The sequence below is a fragment of the Mycobacterium shunyiense genome (genome assembly GCF_058270035.1).
Map to the genome: position 1 here is coordinate 1 of NZ_JBZDPT010000022.1, position 19,646 is coordinate 19,646.

A 19,646-nucleotide genomic window follows, 5' to 3' on the forward strand; every position below is an offset into this window, starting at 1 on the left:
CCAGGCGCACACAGTGCTCACCGACCAGCGGCTCGGCAATCAGCTTCACCCGATCAGACCACTACCGGTCGTAGGCTCGCTGATCAGTTCCCATTAGGCGTACAGCAGGCAGCGCTCGACGAGAATCTGCCTACCCGAAAATGTCCGTATGGGCAGTTAAGGTTCGCCCATGTCCGGCCCCGGTAACCCCGAGCTTGTGTCTGCCTACGCTGCCCAGTTCAACCGGCACGTTCTCGGTGGGCACGCAGTGGCCTCACCGTTGGGGTTGTGGCTGTTGTTGGCACTGGTGGGGCCCGCCAAGCACGGAACTGCCCGCCGCGATCTGGAGGCTGTGCTCGGCACGACCGTGGATGACGCCGCTGGGCGGGCGGGCGCCCTGTTGAGTGACCCGCACCCGGCGGTGTCCGCGCTCGCGGCGGTGTGGGATCGCAAGCTCGGCCCGGCGTTCGCGAACGCACCTGGGTTGTCGGTGGTGGCTGTTATCAAGGAGGTCACAGCCGGGGTGAACGACTCTCGGCCGAAGCCGACGGTGTTTTTGAAGGAGGACTCGTTGGGGACGCTGGTGGCCGATGCTGCTACCGAGGATGAGGCAGATCTGCTCGACGATTTCGTGGTGCCTTGTCGGTTTCGCCGCGGCAGTACGGGTTGCGGTCGGCGCGAGGCTGGACCGATGCGGTGATCGCAGCGCTCGATCTCGACCCGAAACTTGCCGCGGGAAGCGGGTAAACCGCAGATGATCGCTGCGCATCGTCACACTGTGGCCGCCAATAGGGCGAAGGTGGCGGGGTTGCGGGCGTTGTTCCCGCAGTTTCGGTATGCGATGGGGCATCTGGCCTCGCTGTCACACCGGGAACTGCTCGTCGGGGAACAGCTCGTTCGCTGGCGGGCGATGCCCAGAGAGCACTTGTCGTTCGAGACGAGGTTGTCGGCGCGGCAGTTGAAGTCGGCCCAGAACATGGTGCATGCCAGCCTGTCCGGTTGGCTGGTGCGAGTGCAGGACCAGGTCCGAGGCCTGATCACCGGTTCGACACTGGCCGAGCACGACAAAACGGTGCTGTACCGGATCAACGCCCGCAAAGCCTGGTGGGCGCCCCGGTTGGAGTTGCCATGGGTCCACGACGGTGAGCACTTGGTGCCGATCGAACACGATCGGGTCGCCAAGACATGCGATGTGGTGTGGATGGCAGTCGACCCGCACATCTTGAAGCTGGCGCGGCGCCTAGCCAAACACGCACAGACGAAGATCGGCTTCCCGAATCTGTCGCGGATGAACACCCTGATCTTGGATGGGATCGTCGCAAAAGCCGAGCCGGCCCGGACCGCTACACAACAGGGACGCGTCGGGTATTGGGTGAAAGTCGCGACCCTGGTTCGTGGGAAACCCCTTCAGGTGCCACTGCACACCAACCCGAGGTTCACGCGCGAACTCGACACCGCACGAGCCCGGGGCGGGAAGCTGTGCGCGGCGATCCAATTGCACCGCACCGAACATGGTGTGGAGGTGTCACTGATCACCGAGGAGCCCGACACCCCGCTGCGCACCACCGGCACGGTGATCGGCCTCGACTTCGGGTTCTCCTCAGCACTGTTGGCCACCAGTCAGGGACAGTTGTTGGGTCGGGCGATGCTGGCACGGCTTCGCGAACTCGACGCGATGCTCGAACCGCTGGCCGCCGATCTGCAGCGCCGCGGTATCGCGCTCAAAACCGATGCGGTATACCGCAAGCTGCAGCAGCGGATACGTGATTTCGTGACCAACGAGATCGGACGCCTGCTCAACCGGTTGGCGGACGCCGACATTCGGGAACTGGTGGTCGAGCGTCTGGATTTCCGCGGCGGCGGCCTGTCTCGACGCATGAACCGGTTGTGCACCCGCACCGGCCGCCGCGTCTTGAAAGCCCGGTTGCAGCGATTGACCGAACGCCGCGGGATCACTGTCACCCAGGTGCCGGCGCCCTATTCCAGCCGGCAATGCAGCGGCTGCGGCTACGTGCACAACACCAACCGCAAAACCCAGTCACGGTTCGTGTGTGGATTTTGCGGCAAGAAGCTTCACGCGGACGTGAACGCGTCCAGGACCGTGGCGTCGAGACGTTCTCGACCACTACCGCACGGCACTGGTCCACGCTCGCGGGAGAACACCCGCCGACTGCTCGACAGCGACCACCGCCACCGGTGGAACCTGCCGGCACTAGGCGCGGTCCACGGCATCACAGGTGCCCGCGGACGCAGCTCAACCGCTGCGTGACCTAACACCATGAACTGCCATGGAATTAGGAACTGTTCAGTGCCTGGGTCGTCGCTGTTCGATGACGGCCAGCGCCCGGCTCGCCCACTCGATGTTCTCTTCCTCGAACCGGATGCCGCGCAGCAGCGTCAGGTAGGGGCCGATGCGGTCGGCCTCGGCCAGGTAGGCGTCTTCGGTACGTCCGGCCAGGAGGTGGTCCTGGCCGCGCCGGTACCGCGCGAGCTTGGCAGTAGCCCATTCCAGGCGTTCGGCGAGCGCGGAGCGGACGGCCTCGATGTTGCCCGAGTCCACGGCCTGGATCTGTACCAGGAGATCCTCCCGGATTGCCCCGGGTTTGGGCGGCACCTCGGTGAACTCGAGCAAGGCCTTGCGACCCGCGTCGGTCAGTGAATACAGGCGCTTGTTGGGCCGCCGGTCCTGTTCGACGAGCCGCGCTTCGATCAGACCCTCGGCGGACATGCGGTCCAGTTCGCGGTAGAGCTGCTGGGGCGTTGCCATCCAGAAGTTGGCGACTGACGCGTCGAACCCTTTTGCCAGGTCATAGCCCGACGCCTCGCCGTCGAGCAGCGTGGCCAGGATCGCGTCGCGTAACGCCATGAGCCGATGCTAGCAGCAATGTGAATAATCAAAATGTTGACTATACGAATGGCGCGCGCCTACCATCGCCGCTAGTCGATGAATGGGTTGAGGAGGTGTCATATGCATCCGTTCCGGGAGGCAGTCGAGGCACGTGACGAGGCGGCGATCGAGGCATTGCTGGCCGACAACGTGGTGTTCACCAGTCCGGTGGCGTTCAAGCCGTATCCGGGCAAGCCGATCACTGCGGCGATCCTGCGCGGAGTCATGCGGGTGTTCGAGGACTTCCGCTACATCCGCGAGATCGCCGACACCGACGGCCGTGACCACGCACTGGTCTTCGAGGCCACGGTGGACGGCAAGAAGATCACCGGGTGCGACTTCCTGCATGTCGACGACGAAGGCAAGATCGACGACTTCATGGTGATGGTTCGGCCCCTGTCGGGAGCCACCGCACTGTCCGAGGCGATGGCTGCGCAATTCGAACAGATCAAAGCCGAAGCGGCAGAACAGATTCAGCGAGAGTCCGCCACTGCTTGATCAGCGGCTCGCCGCTGTCGCTTGACCAGCGGCCTGCTCACGGCCTGATCAGCGTCCCCGCATCCGACGCCGCCTTCTTCAGTTCCGGAATCGTCATGTCGGCGTAGTCGGCGTTCACCGGTCCCGACGCGTTGCCCAGCCACGGCACCACGCCGGGGTCGGGGTTGACGCCCAGGTGGTAGGCCTGGATGCCGGGCAGGTGGTACTGGAGGAAGTTCACCAGGATGTCGGCGACGAAGATCGCGGCGCCGATCGGTCCGGTGCTCAGCAGCGCGGCCGAGTTCATCAGCGGGATCGCGGCGTCGGGATCGCCGATCATCACGATCGATCCGTAGTGCGGCTTGCTGCCTCCACCCGGCACGTACTCCGGCATGAACGGCTGCAGTCCGGGCAGGTCGGTGGAGAAGTAGGCCGCGGTGTCGCCGTAGGTCAGCACGTTGACGAACCCGGAGTCGGCGCCGTTGCCCGGCACCGTGGTGTTGAGGCCGGGGCTCTCGAAACCGACGCCGCCGACGCCGGTCTGCTGCGCAACGTACGCGGCTTCCCATCCGCCGAGTGAGTGCCCGGTGACGAAGATGTCTTCCTTGCGGTAGCCCTGTGCGATCGCGGCGGCCTCCACCTCCTGCTCGAAGGCCACCGAGTCGAGGAAGGCCTGGGGTGGGGTGTCGGTGAAGATCACCTGCGTATCGGCGATCACCTGGGAGATCGCGATCAGCGGGTTGTGCAGCAGGTTCGTGCCGCCCGTCGTGCCCTGGTAGGCGATGATGATCTGGCCGGCCGGTGTCACCCAGGCCTTGCCGGACATACCGGTCAGCACATTGGTCGATTGCATCTGCTTGCCGTTGACCACGAACGGTTTCAGGTCGCCCGGGGTACCGCCCCACACGTACGCGGCGGTCGCGGCGTTGAGGAACTGCGACACGGTCGGGGTCTTGCCGGTGGTGGGCCCGTCATACGTCATCGTGGGCGGCACCGGTTGCGCGGCAGGAGTTTTGGTCAGCCCCAGCTGTCCTTCGATCTCGCGGAACGCCGCGAAGAGGGCGTTGTTGATCGGTGCGAAGTCGAGCGGGCTCTTCGGCCCGTTGGCGGACACGGTGATGTCCAGCACCTGCAGCACCGTGTTGACGATGCGGCCGGGCAGCTCGGCGATCTTGGCGATCGGCGAGAGCGGCTCAGGGGGCTTCGGTGTGGTCTTGGTTGTCGTGGTGACCGCGGCGACCTTGGCGGTCGGCGGGATTGCCTTCGCGGTGGTATCGGGGGCGGTCCGGACGATCGCGGTGAGATCCGGCAGCGTGGCCTTGATCACCGGGGCTTGAGCCGATGTCGGTGCCGATGCCTGCGCCCGTGACGGCGTGGCGTCCGGGAGCGCTGACGACGTGATCGCGGCCAGGCGTTTCGGGGTGGCTCGCGGCGAGAAGTCGGACTTGGCCGGCTGCGTGCCGTCGGGCTGGACCGGAGCGGTGGGCCTGATGTCGCGCAGCTTCCCGCGGACGAAATCGGCGATCGACTCCTGCTGCGGTGCCGGAGAATTCGCCTTGGAGGCGATGGGGGACCGTACGGCGGATGTGTCGTCGTCTTCGTCCGACGAGGTCGGCGCGGGGGATGTGGTGCCGGCGGCCGGGGTCTTGGGCGAGGACGGAGATGTCTTGCCCGGCCGGTTGCCGCGACGGTCGGTCGGCTTCTTGGGGCCGTGGCCGGATCCCGCGCTCGTATGGCTCGACGACTGGCCCGATGAGCCGGATGACCCGGAGGCGCTGGGGTCCGCCCAGGCAACGGTGTGCGCGCTGGTGCCTGCGATCCCGACACCGATGCCGACCGCTATGACGGACAGGCTGTACCGCAGCGGTATGCGCTTGGCTGTTTTCGGGCAGCGTGAACCGTGCGCCATTATCGATGTCCCCCTTGACATTCCCCGACGTTGTCCGCATCCGCCGGTGACGGGAATGCCGGCCGCAGCGAACACATGCCGGCTCAATATATATGACAACGTGTGATGCCAGTCACGAATCTCGGAACGAACCGCTTGACAACATACAACCAATCGGTTGTATATTTGAGAAGTGACCGAGCGTGACGAGGACCGGGCAGACGCCCTGTTCCACGCGCTCGCCGACCGGACCAGGCGGGACATCATGCGCCGGGTCCTGGCGGGGGAGCACTCGGTCTCGGTGCTTGCGGCGAAGTACGACATGAGCTTCGCGGCAGTGCAGAAGCACGTCGCCGTGCTGGAAAAGGCCGGGCTGATCACAAAGCGGCGCAACGGTCGTGAGCAGTTGGCCAGCGGTGACGTGGAGGCAGTGCGGTCGGTGGCGTCCATGTTGACTGAGCTGGAACAGGTTTGGCGTGGCCGCATCGCACGCATCGATGAACTGATCGCATCCGATCCCAAGGAGGACTGACCATGCCCGTGACCGACGTTCAACACGACCTCGACAAACTGACACTGACCATCACCGCCGACTTCGCGGCGCCGGTGCAGCGCATCTGGCAGGTGTACGCCGACCCGCGTCAGCTCGAAAAGGTGTGGGGGCCGCCGACCTACCCGGCCACTGTGGTCGACCACAGCCTCACACCGGGTGGCCGCGTCACCTACTTCATGACCGGCCCGGAGGGTGACAAGCACGCGGGCTACTGGGAGGTCACCGCCGTCGACGAGCCGAGTAGCTTCGCCTTCGACGACGGATTCGCCGACCAGGACTTCAACCCGAACCCGGAGATGCCGGTTTCCAAGAACGTCTACACCTTTGCCGAGCACAACGGCGGGACCCGTGCCGTCTACGTGAGCACCTACGAGTCCGCCGAAGCACTTCAGCAGGTCCTGGACATGGGTGTGGTCGAGGGTGCTTCGTCGGCGATCAACCAGATCGATGAGCTGATCGCGTCCTGACCGACTGAGCGGGGATCGGGCCCGGTGGGCAATCACTTGTCGCGATAAGCGATCCGGGCCCACCTCCGCGTCGTAATCTCAGGTATGCATCCGCTCAGGGGTCTCGTCGGGGTAACCATCAGTGTCGTGTCGGCCGCGGCGGTGGCCGCGGGATGCACGACGACCGCAGGAACCCCGGTGGCGAAAACCACCAGCGCTGTGGCCTCCGACAGCGCCTCGACCGAACCGGCTCCTACGACGACCGAGTCGCCCAAGGCTGCCGAGCCGACCGGGGCGCCGGTCGGTACGGCGGTCATGAAGGTCCTCGGTGGATCCGCCCCGGTGACGATCCGCTACCGGATCAACGGCGGTGCCGAGCAAACCGAATCGAACGTGACGCTGCCGTGGGAAAAGCAGTACTCCGTCTATGAGGAGGTGGAGTCGGAGGTCGCCGCCGATGGCGGAAGTGCCACGCTCACTTGCACGATCACGATGGACGGCGACAAGTTGGTGTCGTTCAAGACCGAGGTGAACCCCGTCTGCAACTTCTCCTACTGGGGTTAGCGTTTCCGCCTCACGGATACGGCAGGGGTGTGGCGGCCCGCGATTTCATCAGGTGTTCCATGACCTGGATCTCCTGCGTCTGCTCGGTGACCATGGCCAGGGCCGTACGCCGGATCGCCTCGTTGGAGCCATCGCGGGTTTCGTCGAATGCCATCTCGGCGCCGCCCTGGTGGTGGCGGGTCATCAACTGGAGAAACAAGGCTTCATTTGCGGGGCCGGTGGCGCGCTGAAGGCGGGCCAATTCATCGGGGGACGCCATCCCCATCTGCATGCCGAGGGGCTGTCCGGTGTCGTGGTGATGGGACATGCCGTGTCCGGTGTGCTCTGTGGGCACCGTGGGGTTAAGGGGCTGTTCCGCCAGCTGTAGCCAACCGACCATGGTGCCGACCTCCGCCTGTTGCTGAAGTCTGATCTGGTCTGCGAGCGTGCGTATTTCGGGAGCGGCGTCCGCGCTGAGCAGGTCGCAGATGGTGATCGCCTGCTGGTGGTGGGTCATCATCATCTGCGCGAAGGTCACGTCGGCCTCTGACATCAGTGGCGGTGGGCTGTCGTGCCGGTGGGATTCGGCGAACGCGCCGAGAAACGCGGCGGCCGCGATGACGACGGTGGCGCCGAAAATGCGGGCGGGAATGGAAGCGCTCATCGTGGCGGGTAGACGGTCGGGTCCAGCTTCAGGGTCATGAACCCGTTGTCGGAGCACGTGACGTAGAGCAGGTTTCCCCGGAACTCCGGTGGTGACATGCACCAGTCTGCGGAGAAATCGGCCGGCTGTCCCCAGCCCGGCCGGTTGCCCACCACGATGTCGGAAAGCTGGATCTTCCCGTCGAGGGCAGCCCGTCCCACCCCGAATATTCCGGTGAGTGGTGGGGTCGCGAGAACCGAAAGATTGTAGACGTGAATCGAATTGGGTAGGTCCTCGTACTTCTTGTCGGACTGTGCCGGTGGGTTGAAATAGGCGAGTTCCGTGATGTGCTCTGGGTCGCGGATGTCGAACACCCGGATACCCGACTGGATCCAGCCACAGGCCAGGGCCGTCGGATCGTCTTGCCGGTCCACCGAACAGTAGTGAGAGTCGTAGGCGAACACCCCGTTGAATCCACCGCTGCTCGTCCAGTTGTCCATGTGTTCGGGCAGATTGATCTCGAGTTTGATGATGTTGCGCAGCTTGAGGTCGGTCGGGTCTGAGACGTCGAACAGCTTGACGCCCCCGGAACCGAGTTCGTCGATGGTGAAGATGTGCGGTACGCCTCGGTAGGTGACGTAGACGCTGTGCTGGGCCTCCTGCCCGTCCACCCAGGCTTTGTGGCTGTAGGCCGGAAGCAGTTGGTGCATGGTGAAATCGGGTGCCACCCGGTCCTGTACCGCAGAGGTGTCGAGCACCGTCAAGCCGCTGAACTGCGACATGTACATGGTCCGCCCGTCCGGTGCGAAGCCCATGCCGTGTGAGGCCCAGCCGACCGGCGCGCTCCACACCACATGCGGAGCAGTCGGATCGGTGATGTCCACCGCACTGTTCCAGATGATGCCCCCGGCCCAGTAGGTGTTGCCGTCGGGCGAGAAGTTGCCCTCGTGGGTGAGCATCGGGATCCGTACGCCGGGAAGGGAACCGGCGCCCTCGTTGAGCAGCCGGGGGTGCCGACAGTCCTGTGAGATGTCGTAGATGGAGATGTAGCCGCCCCCGAACAACAGGGGAACGCCCGTTCCGACCAGCAACCCCCGGCCCGCGTGTACCTTCAGGGACTCCCAGGTTCCGCCGACCATCGCCGGCTCGGTGAGCAGATCGGCCTGGACCGGGTGGGCAGGGTCGGACGCGTCGATCACCTGGACGCCGTTGGTGTAGGGCCAGGTGGACCCGACGTAGGTGCAGTTCTTGTATGAAGTGCTCGTGATGCCTGCGCCGGTGCCCTGGTGCTGACCGACCAGGTCGATGTTGCAGTTGTAGCCCTGCGCGCTGCGGTGGGATTCCCGGTCCGCAACCGGCACCTCACCCTGCAATCCGGTCTCGACCCGGTCGCCCGGTCGGCATTGCGCCTTGTCGACCGCGGTCGGCCAGATGTCGAAGCGCGTGTCGTATCCCGGCGGAAGTCCGGCGTGGGCCACAGCCGACGGCCCCAGTCCTGCGATGGCCACGAGAAGCGCGACGCATACCGCGCGGAGGAGGTTGTCCAGCATCGACCGCATCATGGCATTGCGGAACGTCGCTGCGGACAGAAACTGTCAGATTCGGACAGTTTTACAGTCAGGCGGCGAAGTGTTGCGCCCGTGGGCACCGTTCTACCGGTGCCGCCCGGCCGTCGCTGCCACCGGTCGTGACTCGGAGTCCGCGTTCTCGGCGCTGCGATCAGGAGCCAGCATCACTGCGGTGATCGGGACCACGAGCGCGAGCAGGCCGATCACGAAGACCGGGAACAGGAACGAGAACACTTCGGGCCCACCGGGAACCGGCATCGTGTGGTCGACATCGACGCGCACCGCGGCCATGCCCGTGTAGTGCATGCCGACGACGGCGACACCCATCACGAGGCCGGCGACGAATCGGAGACCACGGGACTTGAGGACGAGGGTGAACCAGAGCGCGGCGGTGGCGGCGACGACGGCGATCACGAAGGAAAGGACGACAAGCGCGGTGTCGTAGGTCATCGTGCCCTGCATCTGGACGGCCCACATGCCGGTGTAGTGCATCATCGCGACGGCGAGCCCGGTGATGACGCCACCGGCGAGCAGGCGCGTCAGATCGAAGGTGCGACCGATCGTGATCAGGCCGACGAATACCGCCGCGATCGCGATGACGGCCGACGCGACGGTCCAGCCGAGGTGGTAGCGGACCATGCTGTTGGGGATCGCGAAACCGAGCATCGCGATGAAGTGCATGAGCCAGACGCCCACGCCGCCGATGGCGATCGAAGCCATGAGCAGCCAGCGGAGGCGGTCGCGTCCGTTGGTCGCAGTTGCACCGCAACGGGTGCATGCCAGGCCGACGACCGATCCGGTCACCGACACGATGTATGCCAGGAACAGCAGCCAGAGGCCCATGTCGAAGTGATGTACTTGGTGGTTCACGGTGGATTCCTCGAGACTGTGAGACTGGCGGGCTGTGGATCTAGGGCGCTGCGGTCGGAAGGCGTTCCAGCGCAAACGATGTGATGGCGATCAACGCGTTCTTCGCCGAGTCGCGTTGCCGGGCATCGACAGTGATGATCGGTACGTTCGGCGACACGGACATCGCCTCACGAAGCTCTTCGATGCTGTGGGTCGGGGAGTCGTCGAACTCGTTGACGGCGATCAGGAACGGCAGGCTGCGGGCCTCGAAGAAGTCGACGGCGGCGAAGCTGTCCTCGAGCCTGCGGGTGTCGACGAGCACCACGGCGCCGATCGCGCCGTGGACCAGGTCGTCCCACATGAACCAGAACCGCCGTTGCCCCGGGGTACCGAAGAGGTAGAGCACGAGGTCGTCGGCGATGGTGATCCGGCCGAAATCCATGGCAACCGTGGTGGTTTCCTTGCCGGGAATCGCTTCGAGGTCGTCGTGTCCCTGCGAGGCGTTCGTGACGAGGGCCTCGGTGCGCAACGGCACGATCTCCGACACGGCGCCGACGAACGTGGTCTTGCCGACGCCGAAGCCGCCGGCAATCACGATCTTCGTCGAAGACACCGTGGAGCCGGAGTCAGAGTGCGCGTAAGCCACTGAGGGTCCTTTCGATCAGTAGGCGCCGTTCTGCAACGGTCGAGTGGTCGGTCAGGGTGGCGTGAACTCGGAGGTGGCCGCTGTCCACCAGGTCGCTCACCAGCACCCGGGCCACTCCGATCGGCAGACCGGCGTGAGCCGAGATCTCGGCGATCGACGGCCGGCTGCTGCACAACCGGACGATCACGGCGGGGATATCGCCTGGTGCGCAGTCGAGTTCACCGGAGGGCAGCAGGGCCTCCACCGGAGCTTCGATCGGGATCTCGACCCGGGCGCGGGTCCGCCCGCCGGTGAGGGTGTACGGCCGGGCGCGGCTTGCGGTCTGCTTCTGCTCGGGTCTGTCCATGCTGAGCGTCATCGAGCACCATGGCCGGCGCGCGGGGTCGCCTCCACGGTCTTGCCGACCCGGTCGACGAGCAGGGCCATCTCGTAGCCGACCTGGCCGATGTCGCACGAGATCGACGCCAGGGTGGCGAGGTACGAGCCGTTGCCAACGCCCATCAACAGCAGGAAGCCGTCGTCCATCTCGACGATCGACTGGCGCACGTTGCCGGCCTCGAACAGCCGGGCGGCACCGTTCGACAGGCTCGCCAAACCCGATGTCACGGCGGCCAATTGCTCGGCACGGTCAGCCGGAAGGTGGGAGTTCGAGGCCATCAGCAGCCCGTCGGCCGACACCAGGATCGCATGTGACACGCCAGGTACATCACGGACGAAGTTGGACACGAACCAGTCGAGGGTGCCGGAGGTCCCCGACGGTGTTGCAGCAGACCCCGCGGACCGATCCTGTGGTTGCGTGCCGGTGTTCATCGATCTCCTTCGATTCGGCTGTGTGCTGCGTCGGTTTCGGCTCGGCCTCTGCGAACGCCGGCCAGTTGTCGGCTCAGGATGTCGCGGATCGCCGCGGGGTCGTTGCCCCCGTTGGCCTTGGCCTGGGGTTCTGATCTTGCCTCATCGGGCACCAGGCGCGCTCCACGTTCGCGGATCGGCAGTCCGGATGCCGTGTGCCGCTTGGTTTCCTGCTCGACAGCCTTTGCTGCAGCCGCCCAGCCCGCGTCGGCGGAGCTGGACCAGACCCGGTTGCGGGATTCGGGCGCGGTGGGATCCATCAGCCACTCCGAGGCCATCCGCTCGAAGATCGGTGCACTCTCCAAACTCTCCGGCTCAATGTGCGGTTGCTCGGACTCGGTGGCGGGTATGGGCGCAGCGTCGGCGGGCTCGGCAGCGGCCGGGGCCGATGTTCCAGAGGTGAAGTAGGACAGCGGGTTGCCGCGCTGCGGCCGGTCGGGTTCCGCAGGTGCGGCCGGAGACGCCGGCGCCGGCGCGGTCGATGCGGTCACCGGAGCGGGGGTGCCGTTGACGCCGCTGGCACCGGGCGAGCGTTTCGGCAGCCCGTTGACGGTGGCCCGGGCCGGGGCGTCGGACCCTCGCTCCGACGGCAGCGACGCCGCCTGCGAGCCGTTGGCCTCGGCGTGCGCGCCGGTGGCCGCACTCGTCAGCGCATTCCGTCCTTCGTCGGCGGGCTGCGGTCGCGACCCGGTAAACGAGCCGTTGCGCAGATCGTCGAGCGACTCACCCACCCCGATGGGCGAGACCAGCGTGCCGGGGATGTGCACACTTGCCGTCACACCGGGCCGATCGGTCAACGCCGAGGTGGTGCGCAGCCGCACTGTGACTTCGTGACGTCCCGCCAGCCGGCCGACCACGAAAAGCCCCATCCGCTTGGCGGTTTCGGAGGTCACCTCGCCACCGAGCGCGAGCCGGTCGTTCGCAGCGGTCAAGTCGTCCTTGGACATGCCGAGTCCGCGGTCGGCCACCTCGACCAGCAGGCCGGCGTCGATCGCGCGTCCCACCGTGACCAACACGGGCGCATCGGGCGGCGAGTAGCGCAGCGCGTTGTCGAGCAGTTCGGCGACCAGGTGGCCGATATCGCCGGCGGCAGAGCCGGCGATCGAGACGTCGGCCAGGTGTCCGACCTGAACCCGGCGGTACTCCTCGACCTCGGACATGGCGGCGCGCAGCATGTCGGGCAGCGCGACGGGCGCGGACACCCGATGGCGTTCCACGGTGTCGGCGAGGACGAGGAGGTTGTCCCCGTTGCGGCGCATGCGCGTCGCAAGGTGGTCCAGGCGGAAGAGGTGATCCAGCCGGACCGGGTCTTCCTCGTCGAGCTCGAGTGTCTCGATGAGGGCCAGCTGTTCTTCGACGAGTGAGCGGCTTCGGCGGGACAGGGTTTCGAACATGTCGCCGATCTGCAGGCGGACACCGTGCTCGCCGGCCAGCCGGACGGCTTGGGAGTGGATGTCGTCGATCGCGCGCGCGAGCTGTCCGACCTCTTCATTGGTGCGGAACGGCAGCGGTTCGATCTCCGGTATGCCGCCGCCCTTGCTGAGCCGTTCGATTTCTTCGGGTAGCTCGACCTGTGCGACCTGCAGCGCCCCCTGGCGCAGGCGGCCGATCGACCGGATGAGCGAGCGGCCGACGGCGAGCGCGAAGACGAGAGCGGCCAGCACCGCACCGAGGATGATCGCGGTGTCACGCAGGGCATCGGACCGCAGGGCGTTGGCCCGATGGTGCAACGTGCCGTCGAGGTCGGCGGACAGGTCCTGGGTCATGGCGCGGTAGCCCTCGACGCTGGCCCGCATCGCGTCGGTGAACGCGGGCGCGTGCACGTTGTCGTCGGACGGTCGGGTGTAGGTGGCGCGACGGACGTCGGATTCCTTGGACAGCGCCGTGGTCTCGTCGGTCGTCATCAGCCGGTTGAGCCGATCGATCGCGGCCGCTTCTGCGCCTGCCGCGTCTGCGACCTCGCTGCGCAGCTCATCGGAATCGGCGAAATCGGGCGCGGCGATCAGTATCCGTTGTGCCGTCAGTGCACGCTGCGCCGCGAGGGCGTCCACGAGCTGGTCCGCGAGCGGGCGCACGGTGCGGTCGTCCACGGTGGCGGTGGTCGCTGCGATCGCGGAGACGACGCCGGAGGCCACGTTCTGCGCCCGCTCGGCGATCACCTGCTGGGGCAGCGGCCCGGATTTGAGGTCGTCGCGCAACGTCTTGGCGGTGGAGGACGCGGTCGTCAGCTCGGTGGCGACGGTCGAGTCGAAGTCGGCGGACTTGATCAGGGTGTCGAGCGCCTTGGCACTCTCGTCGAATTGTGCGAGCGGTTCGTCGATCGGTGCACCCGAGGCGGCGGCATACGCCAGCCCGTCGATCCGGTCGACCAGTTCCACCGCAGGCACCACGATCACGGCATTGTCCGACGCGAGGTTGAGCCGCGATGCGGCCGACAGCTCGTTGTAGATACGTACTGCGCCGAAGGTCGCCGCGAGCATGATCGGCAGCACCAGCGTCGCTGCCACTTTCCACCGCAGCGGCCAGCTCTCGATCGATGCGCGAGACGCCCGAGTCACGGTCGGACGCGCATGTTCTCCGACGCTCGGATCATGTGCATCCACAGCCGTACCACCCTTCGCCGAGCTAATTGACGTTCTAGAAGGGCAGCTCGGCCACGGGACAGGTTAAATGATTGGTAACGATTGCGCATCGACGGGGCTAACCGCGGCGCGTTCGCTGGCGTGCTTCCTTAATTTGTGAGTCGCCCTACATGCAAGTTTCTTGCGAATGTAAGAAACTGGCCCGATTCTTGTGGGCTCCCCCGACGGGTAGTCGGGTCGCGGCGGTGAATCCGGTAGCTGGAATCCACGACGGCGACGACGGAACACCCTGAGAAACTCAACAACGCGTCCCCGGGTGAGCGATGCGGCAGGTTGCGGCCGGCACTCGACGGCCCGCTGTATATACGGCAAACCAGGGGCCGGTTACCCGGCGGCCCGTCGCATGGCCGGGGTGAAGCTGTCGGGGAAGCCCGCACCGTCTCTCTGAGGGTCGTGGGTGACACCCCGGATCGGGACGGGGACCGCGACAGTCGATGGATTCTGCTGCGCGGGACGGTGATGCGTGATCATCCGTCTTCGGCGGGTTGTCACGGATCCGGCGTCGGGCAGGCCGGCGTTCTCGGAGGTTGGCGGGTAGCGGTCCCGCGACTGGCTGGGATGCACGGGGTCATTGCGTCACCGTGACGCACTTCGACTTGCCGGAGCAGTCACAGCAAACAATGTCAAATTCAGGAATGTGAATTACGTCTCTGTTCAAGCTCTTTGGATGTGTAAAAGACGTTTAAGAGGGATCCTTAAGGAGTCCACGGCCAACTCGATGCACCGTCTCAGCTTGGCCGAGCACGCTTGGCACTGAGTAGAAGTGTCGTGAAGCTCCGCTGGAGGTCATTGAACATGGCGACAAAAGCTGCCGGCTCGACGGTTATCGAGCTGGCGACGCACCCACTGTGGTGTTCGTCGCAGCGGTACGCCCGTGAACTCGCCGCGGCCAAGCGCAGGCATCCGTCGTCCTATCGGCTTGACGATGAGGACGACGCGCCCGACGTGGAATCTCAGCGTCCGTCGCAGTCCGGCCTGCGGACCAACGCCCTGGTGACCCCTCTGGCGTGCGCTCGGGTCCTCACCTTGCCCGCCGTCCGCGACGAGGCCATCGCGGACTGACGTCCGAAAGATCTCCGCGGTCTCAGCTGCGCGCAGCGCCCCGCCGTCCACCGCAATGGTGCAGTCGGCGAGGTAGGTCGCGGGCCCTTCGCCGCGGGCCCGACGCCGTAGCCGAAACGTGACGAACGCTTGACCGAATTGTCTACGTGTGACTACACATTCGGGCTGTCCGCGAGCCATACCATGACATCGTTCAAGATCATGGGGGCATCGCAGAGAGATCGGGTTGATGCGCGCGGTAGTTCAGGGTGTTCTCGTTCTGGTCGTGGTCGTCATGACCTATTTCTCTGGCGGTACGAACAGCGTCGACACGGCGGCGGTGAGCCTTCCGCTGACGTCGACCATCGAATCGATCGCGCCGGCCGCCGGCTCCGTCGTCGGGGTGGGGCATCCGGTGGTGGTCACGTTCAAGAATGCGGTCACCAACCGCCCTGTCGTCGAACGTGCCCTCGGGCTCAAGTCGACACCGGCTCGTGCGGGCACCTACGAGTGGCTCGACGCCAATGTCGTGTCGTGGAAGCCGGCCGAGTTCTGGCCGGCGCACAGCACCGTGATGCTGTCGGTCGGGGGCCTGCGGACCGAGTTCCAAACCGGCCCAGCCGTTATCGGTGTTGCAGACATCTCCGAGCACACCTTCACGGTGACCATCGACGGGATCGGTGAAGAGCCGCCGATCGATCTGCCCGCGCCGCACCACTTGCCGCACGCCGGCGAGGCGGGTGTGCTGCTGGCCTCCCTGGGACGTCCGGAATATCCGACCCCGGTCGGCACCTACACCGTTCTGGGGAAAGACCGCACGGTGAAGATGGACTCCAGCAGTGTCGGTATCCCCGTCGACGCGCCGGACGGGTACCTCCTTGACGTGGACTACGCGGTCCGCTTCACCCAGCGTGGTCTGTTCGTGCATTCGGCGCCGTGGGCCGTGCCGTCGATGGGGCTGGACAACACGAGCCACGGCTGTATCAGCCTGATCCCGGCGGCCGCCGAGTGGTACTTCAACACGGTCCACGTCGGCGATCCGGTGATCGTCCAGGAGTAGCGAATCCCGCTGCGAGGCAAGTCAACGCAGCGCGAGGCAGGGCAGAACCCAGCTGCAGACTCCCGAAGACACACGAAGACACACGAAGGCAGACACGCAGAAGAAGACACAGAAAAGGCGCCTGGCTCACGAGCCAGGCGCCTTTTCTGGCGCTGGGGGACGGGTTAGTCGGCGGGGCCGGGCAGCGTGGGGGTCCCGGCGACCGGGCCGCCTCCGGGCGACACGGTCGGCACACCCTTTCCGGTCCCTGCGGCGACCGTCACCGGAGCCGCGGCGATCGGTGCGGCGGCGGGGACGACGGGAGCGGCGGGTACCACCGGCACCGGCGGGGGTGCCAGCGGCACGGGCGGAACGATCGGTGGCGGCGGTGCCAGGGGGACCGGCGGAACCACCGGTGGCGGCGCCAGAGGTACCGGAGGCACGGCTGCAGGTGCGGCTGCGGGAACAACCCCCGCGGCTTCCACCGCCGGCGCGGCGCACGGTGCACCGGGCGCGGCGGCCCCGTCGACGCATTTATATCCGCCGGTCTTGAGTGGTAGCGCTGCCGCATGCGGGCTCAGCGCCATCGCGGCCGCCACTGCTGTCAGGCAAAACCCAGCGCCGATAGCAGTTTTGACGGTGATGTTGGCAAAGGTGGTCATCACGAGCGACTCCCTTTTTCGTGCGGATAAATTACATCGGTGAAAATTGTGTCGAGCGCAACCGTAGAGCTGCCCGAAATCGGTGTCCACACAAGTTCTCAGATGGTTGCGGGGTTGACATGTGAGTGAGCCGTACTCGTGACCGCATCGTTTCCAACCGCCCGCGTCCGGCGTGGTAAGGAAGGGTATCGGCAGCGCGAACTCCCCGTCAGGACGTGGTTTTCGCAAACATCACTGGCCGAGCTGCATCAGAATCCCTTTGGCCGCAAGCTGTTCGAAGCTGTAGCTGAATTCGCCACGGCGTCCGACCGAAAGGACATAGCGGTCCTCACCTTCGGTCAGCGGTACGGTGAACGTGAAAGTGCAGTTGGCGGTACCGCTCTTGCCGGGCCCCAGGGTGGTGGTGGCCAGGACGTCGCCCTTGCCGTTCTTGACGGTGACGGGTGTGCCGGCATTGACGTCGGCATATCCGTTCGCCCCCTGGCATTTTGCGCCGTCCGAGACGATGCCCTCGGCCCCGGAATTATCGGTGAGTACGAAAGTGCCCGTGACATTGGCCTTTTCGAGTATGTGAAAACCCTGCGAGAAAAGCGGACAGAAGGTGTCGACCGCGATCTTGTCGGCGAGCAGGCCCTGCTGGGGTTCGCCGTCTTCCAGGTGACGGCAGACCTGCCGACCGTGGGCAATGGCGTTGGCGTCGGAGTTGAACTGACCGCTGAGTCCGGCGTCCTTCAGTGCGTTGAGGTATCCGGCTTCCGGCGAGGGTGGTGGTCTGCGCCCGGCCACCAGCAGCACCCAGACCACGGCAGCGGCCATCACGATGATCGCCGCCGCGGCCGTCGTTCCCAACCAGGTTGCCCTGATACCCGACGTCTTCAGTTCGAGGTAGTCCGGCAGCATCCGCCCGCCATCCGGATCGCTCGATGCGCTTCGGCCGTCACGCACCCGATTCGTCGGATGCCCGGTGACGAAGTAGCGGCCTTCGTGACGCGCGGTGGGGTCCGGACGCCACCCGGTCGGCGCGGACGAGTGGATCTGCCCGCACCGGCTGCAGGTGTCGGCGGCATCGAGCGGAGATCCGCAATACGGGCAGGTCATCACTACCCGTTATATGCCGGTCAGACCGTTCGCACAGCGGGCCTGCGCATATTCGGGTTGGAAACACTCGGCCCGGCGCACTGCTGAGCAGTCGCACCAACCCCGCCGCGACCGGGCCGCGTACCGGCCACTACCGTGCTAGCCATGACACGGGTGACGGTGATCACAGGCGGCGCAGGTGGAATGGGGTTCGCCACGGCCAAGGTCGTCGGCCGCGACCAGACAGTGGTGTTGTGCGATGTCCGGCAGGACCGCCTCGACGCCGCCGCCACCGCACTGGGGGACCTGGGGATCGCCGCCAGGATCGTCAATGCCGACGTCACGGACCGGGCCGCCGTCGACCGGTTGTTGGAGACCGCTGCCGGGCTCGGCACCGTCAGCGCCGTCATCCACGCGGCCGGGGTCAGCCCAAGCATGGGTGACGCCGAGTACGTGATGAAGACCAACGCGCTGGGCACGCTGCATGTGAACGAAGCCTTTTTCGCGTCCGCGCCCGAGGGCGCGGCGATCGTCAACGTGGCGTCGATGGCGGCACATCTGCTACCCGAGGAAGTCATTCCCGCGCAGCACTTCCCCCTGGCGCTGCAGGACCAGGACCAGTTCCTCACCGAAATGCTGGCGGCGTGCGGCATGGCTCCGGAAGACATGCGCTCCGGGTTCTCCTATGCCATCAGCAAGGCCTTCGTGAAGTGGTACAGCTCGTCACAGGCCGAGCGGTTCAACGGTCGTGGCATCCGGATCGTCTCCGTCTCCCCGGGTTCCATCGATACCGAGATGGGCCGGTTGGAGGAGCAGGCGGGCGCGGGCGCGATGGTGGCCGACGCGGCGGTACCGCGCTGGGGCAAGCCCGAGGAGATGGCTGATCTGCTGGCCTACTGCGCCAGTGAGCGGGCGGGCTATCTCACCGGCACGGACATCCTCAACGACGGTGGTGTCGTCGCCTCGATGCGGGAACGCGCCCGGTTGGCCGCTGCTGGCAGCTAGTCAGCCGAACTCCAGCAGCGTGTAGGCCCCGCGAATCTGGCGCGTGGGCTTGAACTGCCAGAACGCCGGAAACGCGGTGTGGAAGAACCATCCGCGTCCGCGCGGCATCGGCAGATCGTGCACGGCTTTGATACCGGGCACGGTGTGCGCCAGGTCGGCCAACTGGGCCGGCGTCAGGCTGAACGGCATTGGTGGCACCCGATAGTGCCTCGAGGACCGCATGCCTTTGGGCGCGAACCTCTTCACCAGCACGGGTGGCAGGTCGAAGATCATCTGACCGCCGGGAAAACGGCTGGCGCACTCGGTGATCAGGCCGAGCGCTTCGTCAGGTTGCAGGTACATCAGCAACCCCTCCGCCGTGATGAAAACCCCGTCGGTGGGATCCACCGCGTCCATCCAGCTGTAGTCCAGCGCCGACTGCGCCCGTACGGCGATGCGGTCGGACGCGGGCAGAAGACGCTCGCGCAATTCGATGATGGGCGGGAAATCCACGGTGAGCCAACGAAACCGCGCACCCGGTAGCGTCGCATCCAGTCGCCAGAAACTCGTCTGCAGACCTTCGGCCAGCGCCACCACCGTGGCCGACGGGTGCTCGCTCAGGTAACCACGAGCGGCCTTGTCGAAGGCCAGCGAGCGCAGCGCCATCTCCTGGCCCTTGCGCCGTCCGAACTTGTCGAAGTCGAAGTCGATCGAGTCAGCGAGCTTGATGGCCAGCGGGTCCTCGATGATGGCATGGGGGTGGCGGGCCTGGTGGGCCCGGCCGTTCAGGGTCAGCAGGGCGGTTTCCGAAACCCCGGTCAGGGTGCCTGCGTCGACTCTGCCGTCGTCTGGGACATTCACCACAGCAACGCT

21 protein-coding genes and 1 pseudogene are annotated in these 19,646 nt (G+C 66.0%); 10 read left to right on the plus strand and 12 right to left on the minus strand.

Translation table 11 applies throughout. The annotated features are described in order from the left end of the window. Nucleotides 1-169: 169 nt before the first annotated feature. From AC4ELS_RS15060 to AC4ELS_RS15070, 3 genes and pseudogenes are all read left to right on the plus strand, one after another. Nucleotides 170-383: pseudogene (locus AC4ELS_RS15060) on the plus strand (hypothetical protein). Next, nucleotides 347-679, plus strand: a complete 333-nt coding sequence (locus AC4ELS_RS15065; protein WP_491839471.1) for a hypothetical protein — start codon at nt 347-349, stop codon at nt 677-679. The pseudogene AC4ELS_RS15060 and the gene AC4ELS_RS15065 overlap by 37 nt, the downstream one beginning before the upstream one ends. 78 nt (nt 680-757) lie before the next feature. Beyond that, nucleotides 758-2,248, plus strand: a complete 1,491-nt coding sequence (locus tag AC4ELS_RS15070; protein ID WP_499047954.1) for a zinc ribbon domain-containing protein — start codon at nt 758-760, stop codon at nt 2,246-2,248. Nucleotides 2,249-2,284: 36 nt separating this feature from the next. Here AC4ELS_RS15070 and AC4ELS_RS15075 read toward each other — a convergent pair whose 3' ends face one another. Then, nucleotides 2,285-2,845, minus strand: coding sequence for a PadR family transcriptional regulator (locus tag AC4ELS_RS15075; protein WP_499047956.1), 561 nt, complete (start codon nt 2,843-2,845; stop codon nt 2,285-2,287). A 102-nt stretch (nt 2,846-2,947) separates the two neighbouring features. Between AC4ELS_RS15075 and AC4ELS_RS15080 the strand changes: the two genes are divergently transcribed. Continuing rightward, nucleotides 2,948-3,364 carry a nuclear transport factor 2 family protein gene (locus tag AC4ELS_RS15080; RefSeq protein ID WP_499047958.1) on the plus strand — a complete coding sequence of 139 codons (417 nt, stop codon included), beginning with the start codon at nt 2,948-2,950 and terminating at the stop codon, nt 3,362-3,364. 37 nt (nt 3,365-3,401) lie between these two features. Here the strand turns inward: AC4ELS_RS15080 and AC4ELS_RS15085 are convergent, their stop codons facing one another. Further along, nucleotides 3,402-5,252, minus strand: coding sequence for a hypothetical protein (locus tag AC4ELS_RS15085; RefSeq protein ID WP_499047960.1), 1,851 nt, complete (start codon nt 5,250-5,252; stop codon nt 3,402-3,404). A gap of 172 nt (nt 5,253-5,424) precedes the next feature. Between AC4ELS_RS15085 and AC4ELS_RS15090 the strand changes: the two genes are divergently transcribed. From AC4ELS_RS15090 to AC4ELS_RS15100, 3 genes are all read left to right on the plus strand, one after another. Then, a complete protein-coding gene (locus AC4ELS_RS15090) occupies nt 5,425-5,763 on the plus strand; it encodes an ArsR/SmtB family transcription factor (RefSeq protein WP_064957474.1) in 339 nt (112 codons plus the stop codon). Nucleotides 5,764-5,765: 2 nt separating this feature from the next. Next, a complete protein-coding gene (locus tag AC4ELS_RS15095; protein ID WP_463791698.1) occupies nt 5,766-6,251 on the plus strand; it encodes an SRPBCC family protein in 486 nt (161 codons plus the stop codon). A gap of 84 nt (nt 6,252-6,335) precedes the next feature. Beyond that, the gene (locus AC4ELS_RS15100; RefSeq protein WP_448444544.1) at nt 6,336-6,794 is read left to right on the plus strand and encodes a hypothetical protein; all 459 of its coding nucleotides are present in this window, start codon (nt 6,336-6,338) and stop codon (nt 6,792-6,794) included. A 10-nt stretch (nt 6,795-6,804) separates the two neighbouring features. Here AC4ELS_RS15100 and AC4ELS_RS15105 read toward each other — a convergent pair whose 3' ends face one another. From AC4ELS_RS15105 to AC4ELS_RS15135, 7 genes are all read right to left on the minus strand, one after another. Next, complete coding sequence (locus tag AC4ELS_RS15105; RefSeq protein WP_448444546.1) at nt 6,805-7,437, minus strand: DUF305 domain-containing protein; 633 nt, start codon at nt 7,435-7,437, stop codon at nt 6,805-6,807. Continuing rightward, nucleotides 7,434-8,966, minus strand: coding sequence for an LVIVD repeat-containing protein (locus AC4ELS_RS15110; protein ID WP_499047963.1), 1,533 nt, complete (start codon nt 8,964-8,966; stop codon nt 7,434-7,436). The genes AC4ELS_RS15105 and AC4ELS_RS15110 overlap by 4 nt, the downstream gene beginning before the upstream one ends. A gap of 102 nt (nt 8,967-9,068) precedes the next feature. After that, nucleotides 9,069-9,854, minus strand: a complete 786-nt coding sequence (locus AC4ELS_RS15115) for an MHYT domain-containing protein (RefSeq protein ID WP_448444549.1) — start codon at nt 9,852-9,854, stop codon at nt 9,069-9,071. Between the two features lie 40 nt (nt 9,855-9,894). Then, entirely contained in the window at nt 9,895-10,479 is a 585-nt protein-coding gene (locus tag AC4ELS_RS15120) for a GTP-binding protein (RefSeq protein ID WP_064880340.1), read from the minus strand. Further along, nucleotides 10,460-10,837, minus strand: a complete 378-nt coding sequence (locus AC4ELS_RS15125; protein WP_499047964.1) for a DUF742 domain-containing protein — start codon at nt 10,835-10,837, stop codon at nt 10,460-10,462. The genes AC4ELS_RS15120 and AC4ELS_RS15125 overlap by 20 nt, the downstream gene beginning before the upstream one ends. Beyond that, the gene (locus AC4ELS_RS15130; RefSeq protein ID WP_236734677.1) at nt 10,834-11,289 is read right to left on the minus strand and encodes a roadblock/LC7 domain-containing protein; all 456 of its coding nucleotides are present in this window, start codon (nt 11,287-11,289) and stop codon (nt 10,834-10,836) included. Before AC4ELS_RS15130 ends, AC4ELS_RS15125 begins: the two co-directional genes overlap by 4 nt. Then, the gene (locus tag AC4ELS_RS15135) at nt 11,286-13,835 is read right to left on the minus strand and encodes a sensor histidine kinase (protein WP_448444554.1); all 2,550 of its coding nucleotides are present in this window, start codon (nt 13,833-13,835) and stop codon (nt 11,286-11,288) included. The genes AC4ELS_RS15130 and AC4ELS_RS15135 overlap by 4 nt, the downstream gene beginning before the upstream one ends. A 930-nt stretch (nt 13,836-14,765) precedes the next feature. Between AC4ELS_RS15135 and AC4ELS_RS15140 the strand changes: the two genes are divergently transcribed. Beyond that, entirely contained in the window at nt 14,766-15,032 is a 267-nt protein-coding gene (locus AC4ELS_RS15140) for a hypothetical protein (RefSeq protein WP_448444556.1), read from the plus strand. A 229-nt stretch (nt 15,033-15,261) separates the two neighbouring features. Continuing rightward, nucleotides 15,262-16,071, plus strand: a complete 810-nt coding sequence (locus tag AC4ELS_RS15145) for a L,D-transpeptidase (RefSeq protein ID WP_448444558.1) — start codon at nt 15,262-15,264, stop codon at nt 16,069-16,071. A gap of 164 nt (nt 16,072-16,235) precedes the next feature. On the opposite strand, the gene AC4ELS_RS15150 is transcribed toward AC4ELS_RS15145, so the two are convergent. Both AC4ELS_RS15150 and AC4ELS_RS15155 read right to left on the minus strand, forming a co-directional pair. After that, a complete protein-coding gene (locus AC4ELS_RS15150; protein WP_064880397.1) occupies nt 16,236-16,712 on the minus strand; it encodes a hypothetical protein in 477 nt (158 codons plus the stop codon). 231 nt (nt 16,713-16,943) lie between these two features. Then, nucleotides 16,944-17,810, minus strand: a complete 867-nt coding sequence (locus AC4ELS_RS15155) for a DUF732 domain-containing protein (protein ID WP_448444560.1) — start codon at nt 17,808-17,810, stop codon at nt 16,944-16,946. 144 nt (nt 17,811-17,954) lie between these two features. Between AC4ELS_RS15155 and AC4ELS_RS15160 the strand changes: the two genes are divergently transcribed. Beyond that, complete coding sequence (locus AC4ELS_RS15160; protein WP_448444562.1) at nt 17,955-18,794, plus strand: SDR family oxidoreductase; 840 nt, start codon at nt 17,955-17,957, stop codon at nt 18,792-18,794. Here AC4ELS_RS15160 and AC4ELS_RS15165 read toward each other — a convergent pair whose 3' ends face one another. Continuing rightward, a complete protein-coding gene (locus AC4ELS_RS15165; RefSeq protein WP_499047967.1) occupies nt 18,795-19,634 on the minus strand; it encodes a class I SAM-dependent methyltransferase in 840 nt (279 codons plus the stop codon). Nucleotides 19,635-19,646 lie beyond the last annotated feature (12 nt).

Excerpts from the sequence above, each read along its gene's own strand:
- AC4ELS_RS15075 (WP_499047956.1), bottom strand. The coding sequence starts at position 2,845 with ATGGCGTTACGCGACGCGATCCTGGCCACGCTGCTCGACGGCGAGGCG.
- AC4ELS_RS15080 (WP_499047958.1), top strand. The coding sequence starts at position 2,948 with ATGCATCCGTTCCGGGAGGCAGTCGAGGCACGTGACGAGGCGGCGATC.
- AC4ELS_RS15085 (WP_499047960.1), bottom strand. The coding sequence starts at position 5,252 with ATGGCGCACGGTTCACGCTGCCCGAAAACAGCCAAGCGCATACCGCTG.
- AC4ELS_RS15095 (WP_463791698.1), top strand. The coding sequence starts at position 5,766 with ATGCCCGTGACCGACGTTCAACACGACCTCGACAAACTGACACTGACC.
- AC4ELS_RS15100 (WP_448444544.1), top strand. The coding sequence starts at position 6,336 with ATGCATCCGCTCAGGGGTCTCGTCGGGGTAACCATCAGTGTCGTGTCG.
- AC4ELS_RS15105 (WP_448444546.1), bottom strand. The coding sequence starts at position 7,437 with ATGAGCGCTTCCATTCCCGCCCGCATTTTCGGCGCCACCGTCGTCATC.
- AC4ELS_RS15110 (WP_499047963.1), bottom strand. The coding sequence starts at position 8,966 with ATGCTGGACAACCTCCTCCGCGCGGTATGCGTCGCGCTTCTCGTGGCC.
- AC4ELS_RS15125 (WP_499047964.1), bottom strand. The coding sequence starts at position 10,837 with ATGACGCTCAGCATGGACAGACCCGAGCAGAAGCAGACCGCAAGCCGC.
- AC4ELS_RS15130 (WP_236734677.1), bottom strand. The coding sequence starts at position 11,289 with ATGAACACCGGCACGCAACCACAGGATCGGTCCGCGGGGTCTGCTGCA.
- AC4ELS_RS15140 (WP_448444556.1), top strand. The coding sequence starts at position 14,766 with ATGGCGACAAAAGCTGCCGGCTCGACGGTTATCGAGCTGGCGACGCAC.
- AC4ELS_RS15145 (WP_448444558.1), top strand. The coding sequence starts at position 15,262 with ATGCGCGCGGTAGTTCAGGGTGTTCTCGTTCTGGTCGTGGTCGTCATG.
- AC4ELS_RS15150 (WP_064880397.1), bottom strand. The coding sequence starts at position 16,712 with ATGACCACCTTTGCCAACATCACCGTCAAAACTGCTATCGGCGCTGGG.
- AC4ELS_RS15155 (WP_448444560.1), bottom strand. The coding sequence starts at position 17,810 with ATGACCTGCCCGTATTGCGGATCTCCGCTCGATGCCGCCGACACCTGC.
- AC4ELS_RS15160 (WP_448444562.1), top strand. The coding sequence starts at position 17,955 with ATGACACGGGTGACGGTGATCACAGGCGGCGCAGGTGGAATGGGGTTC.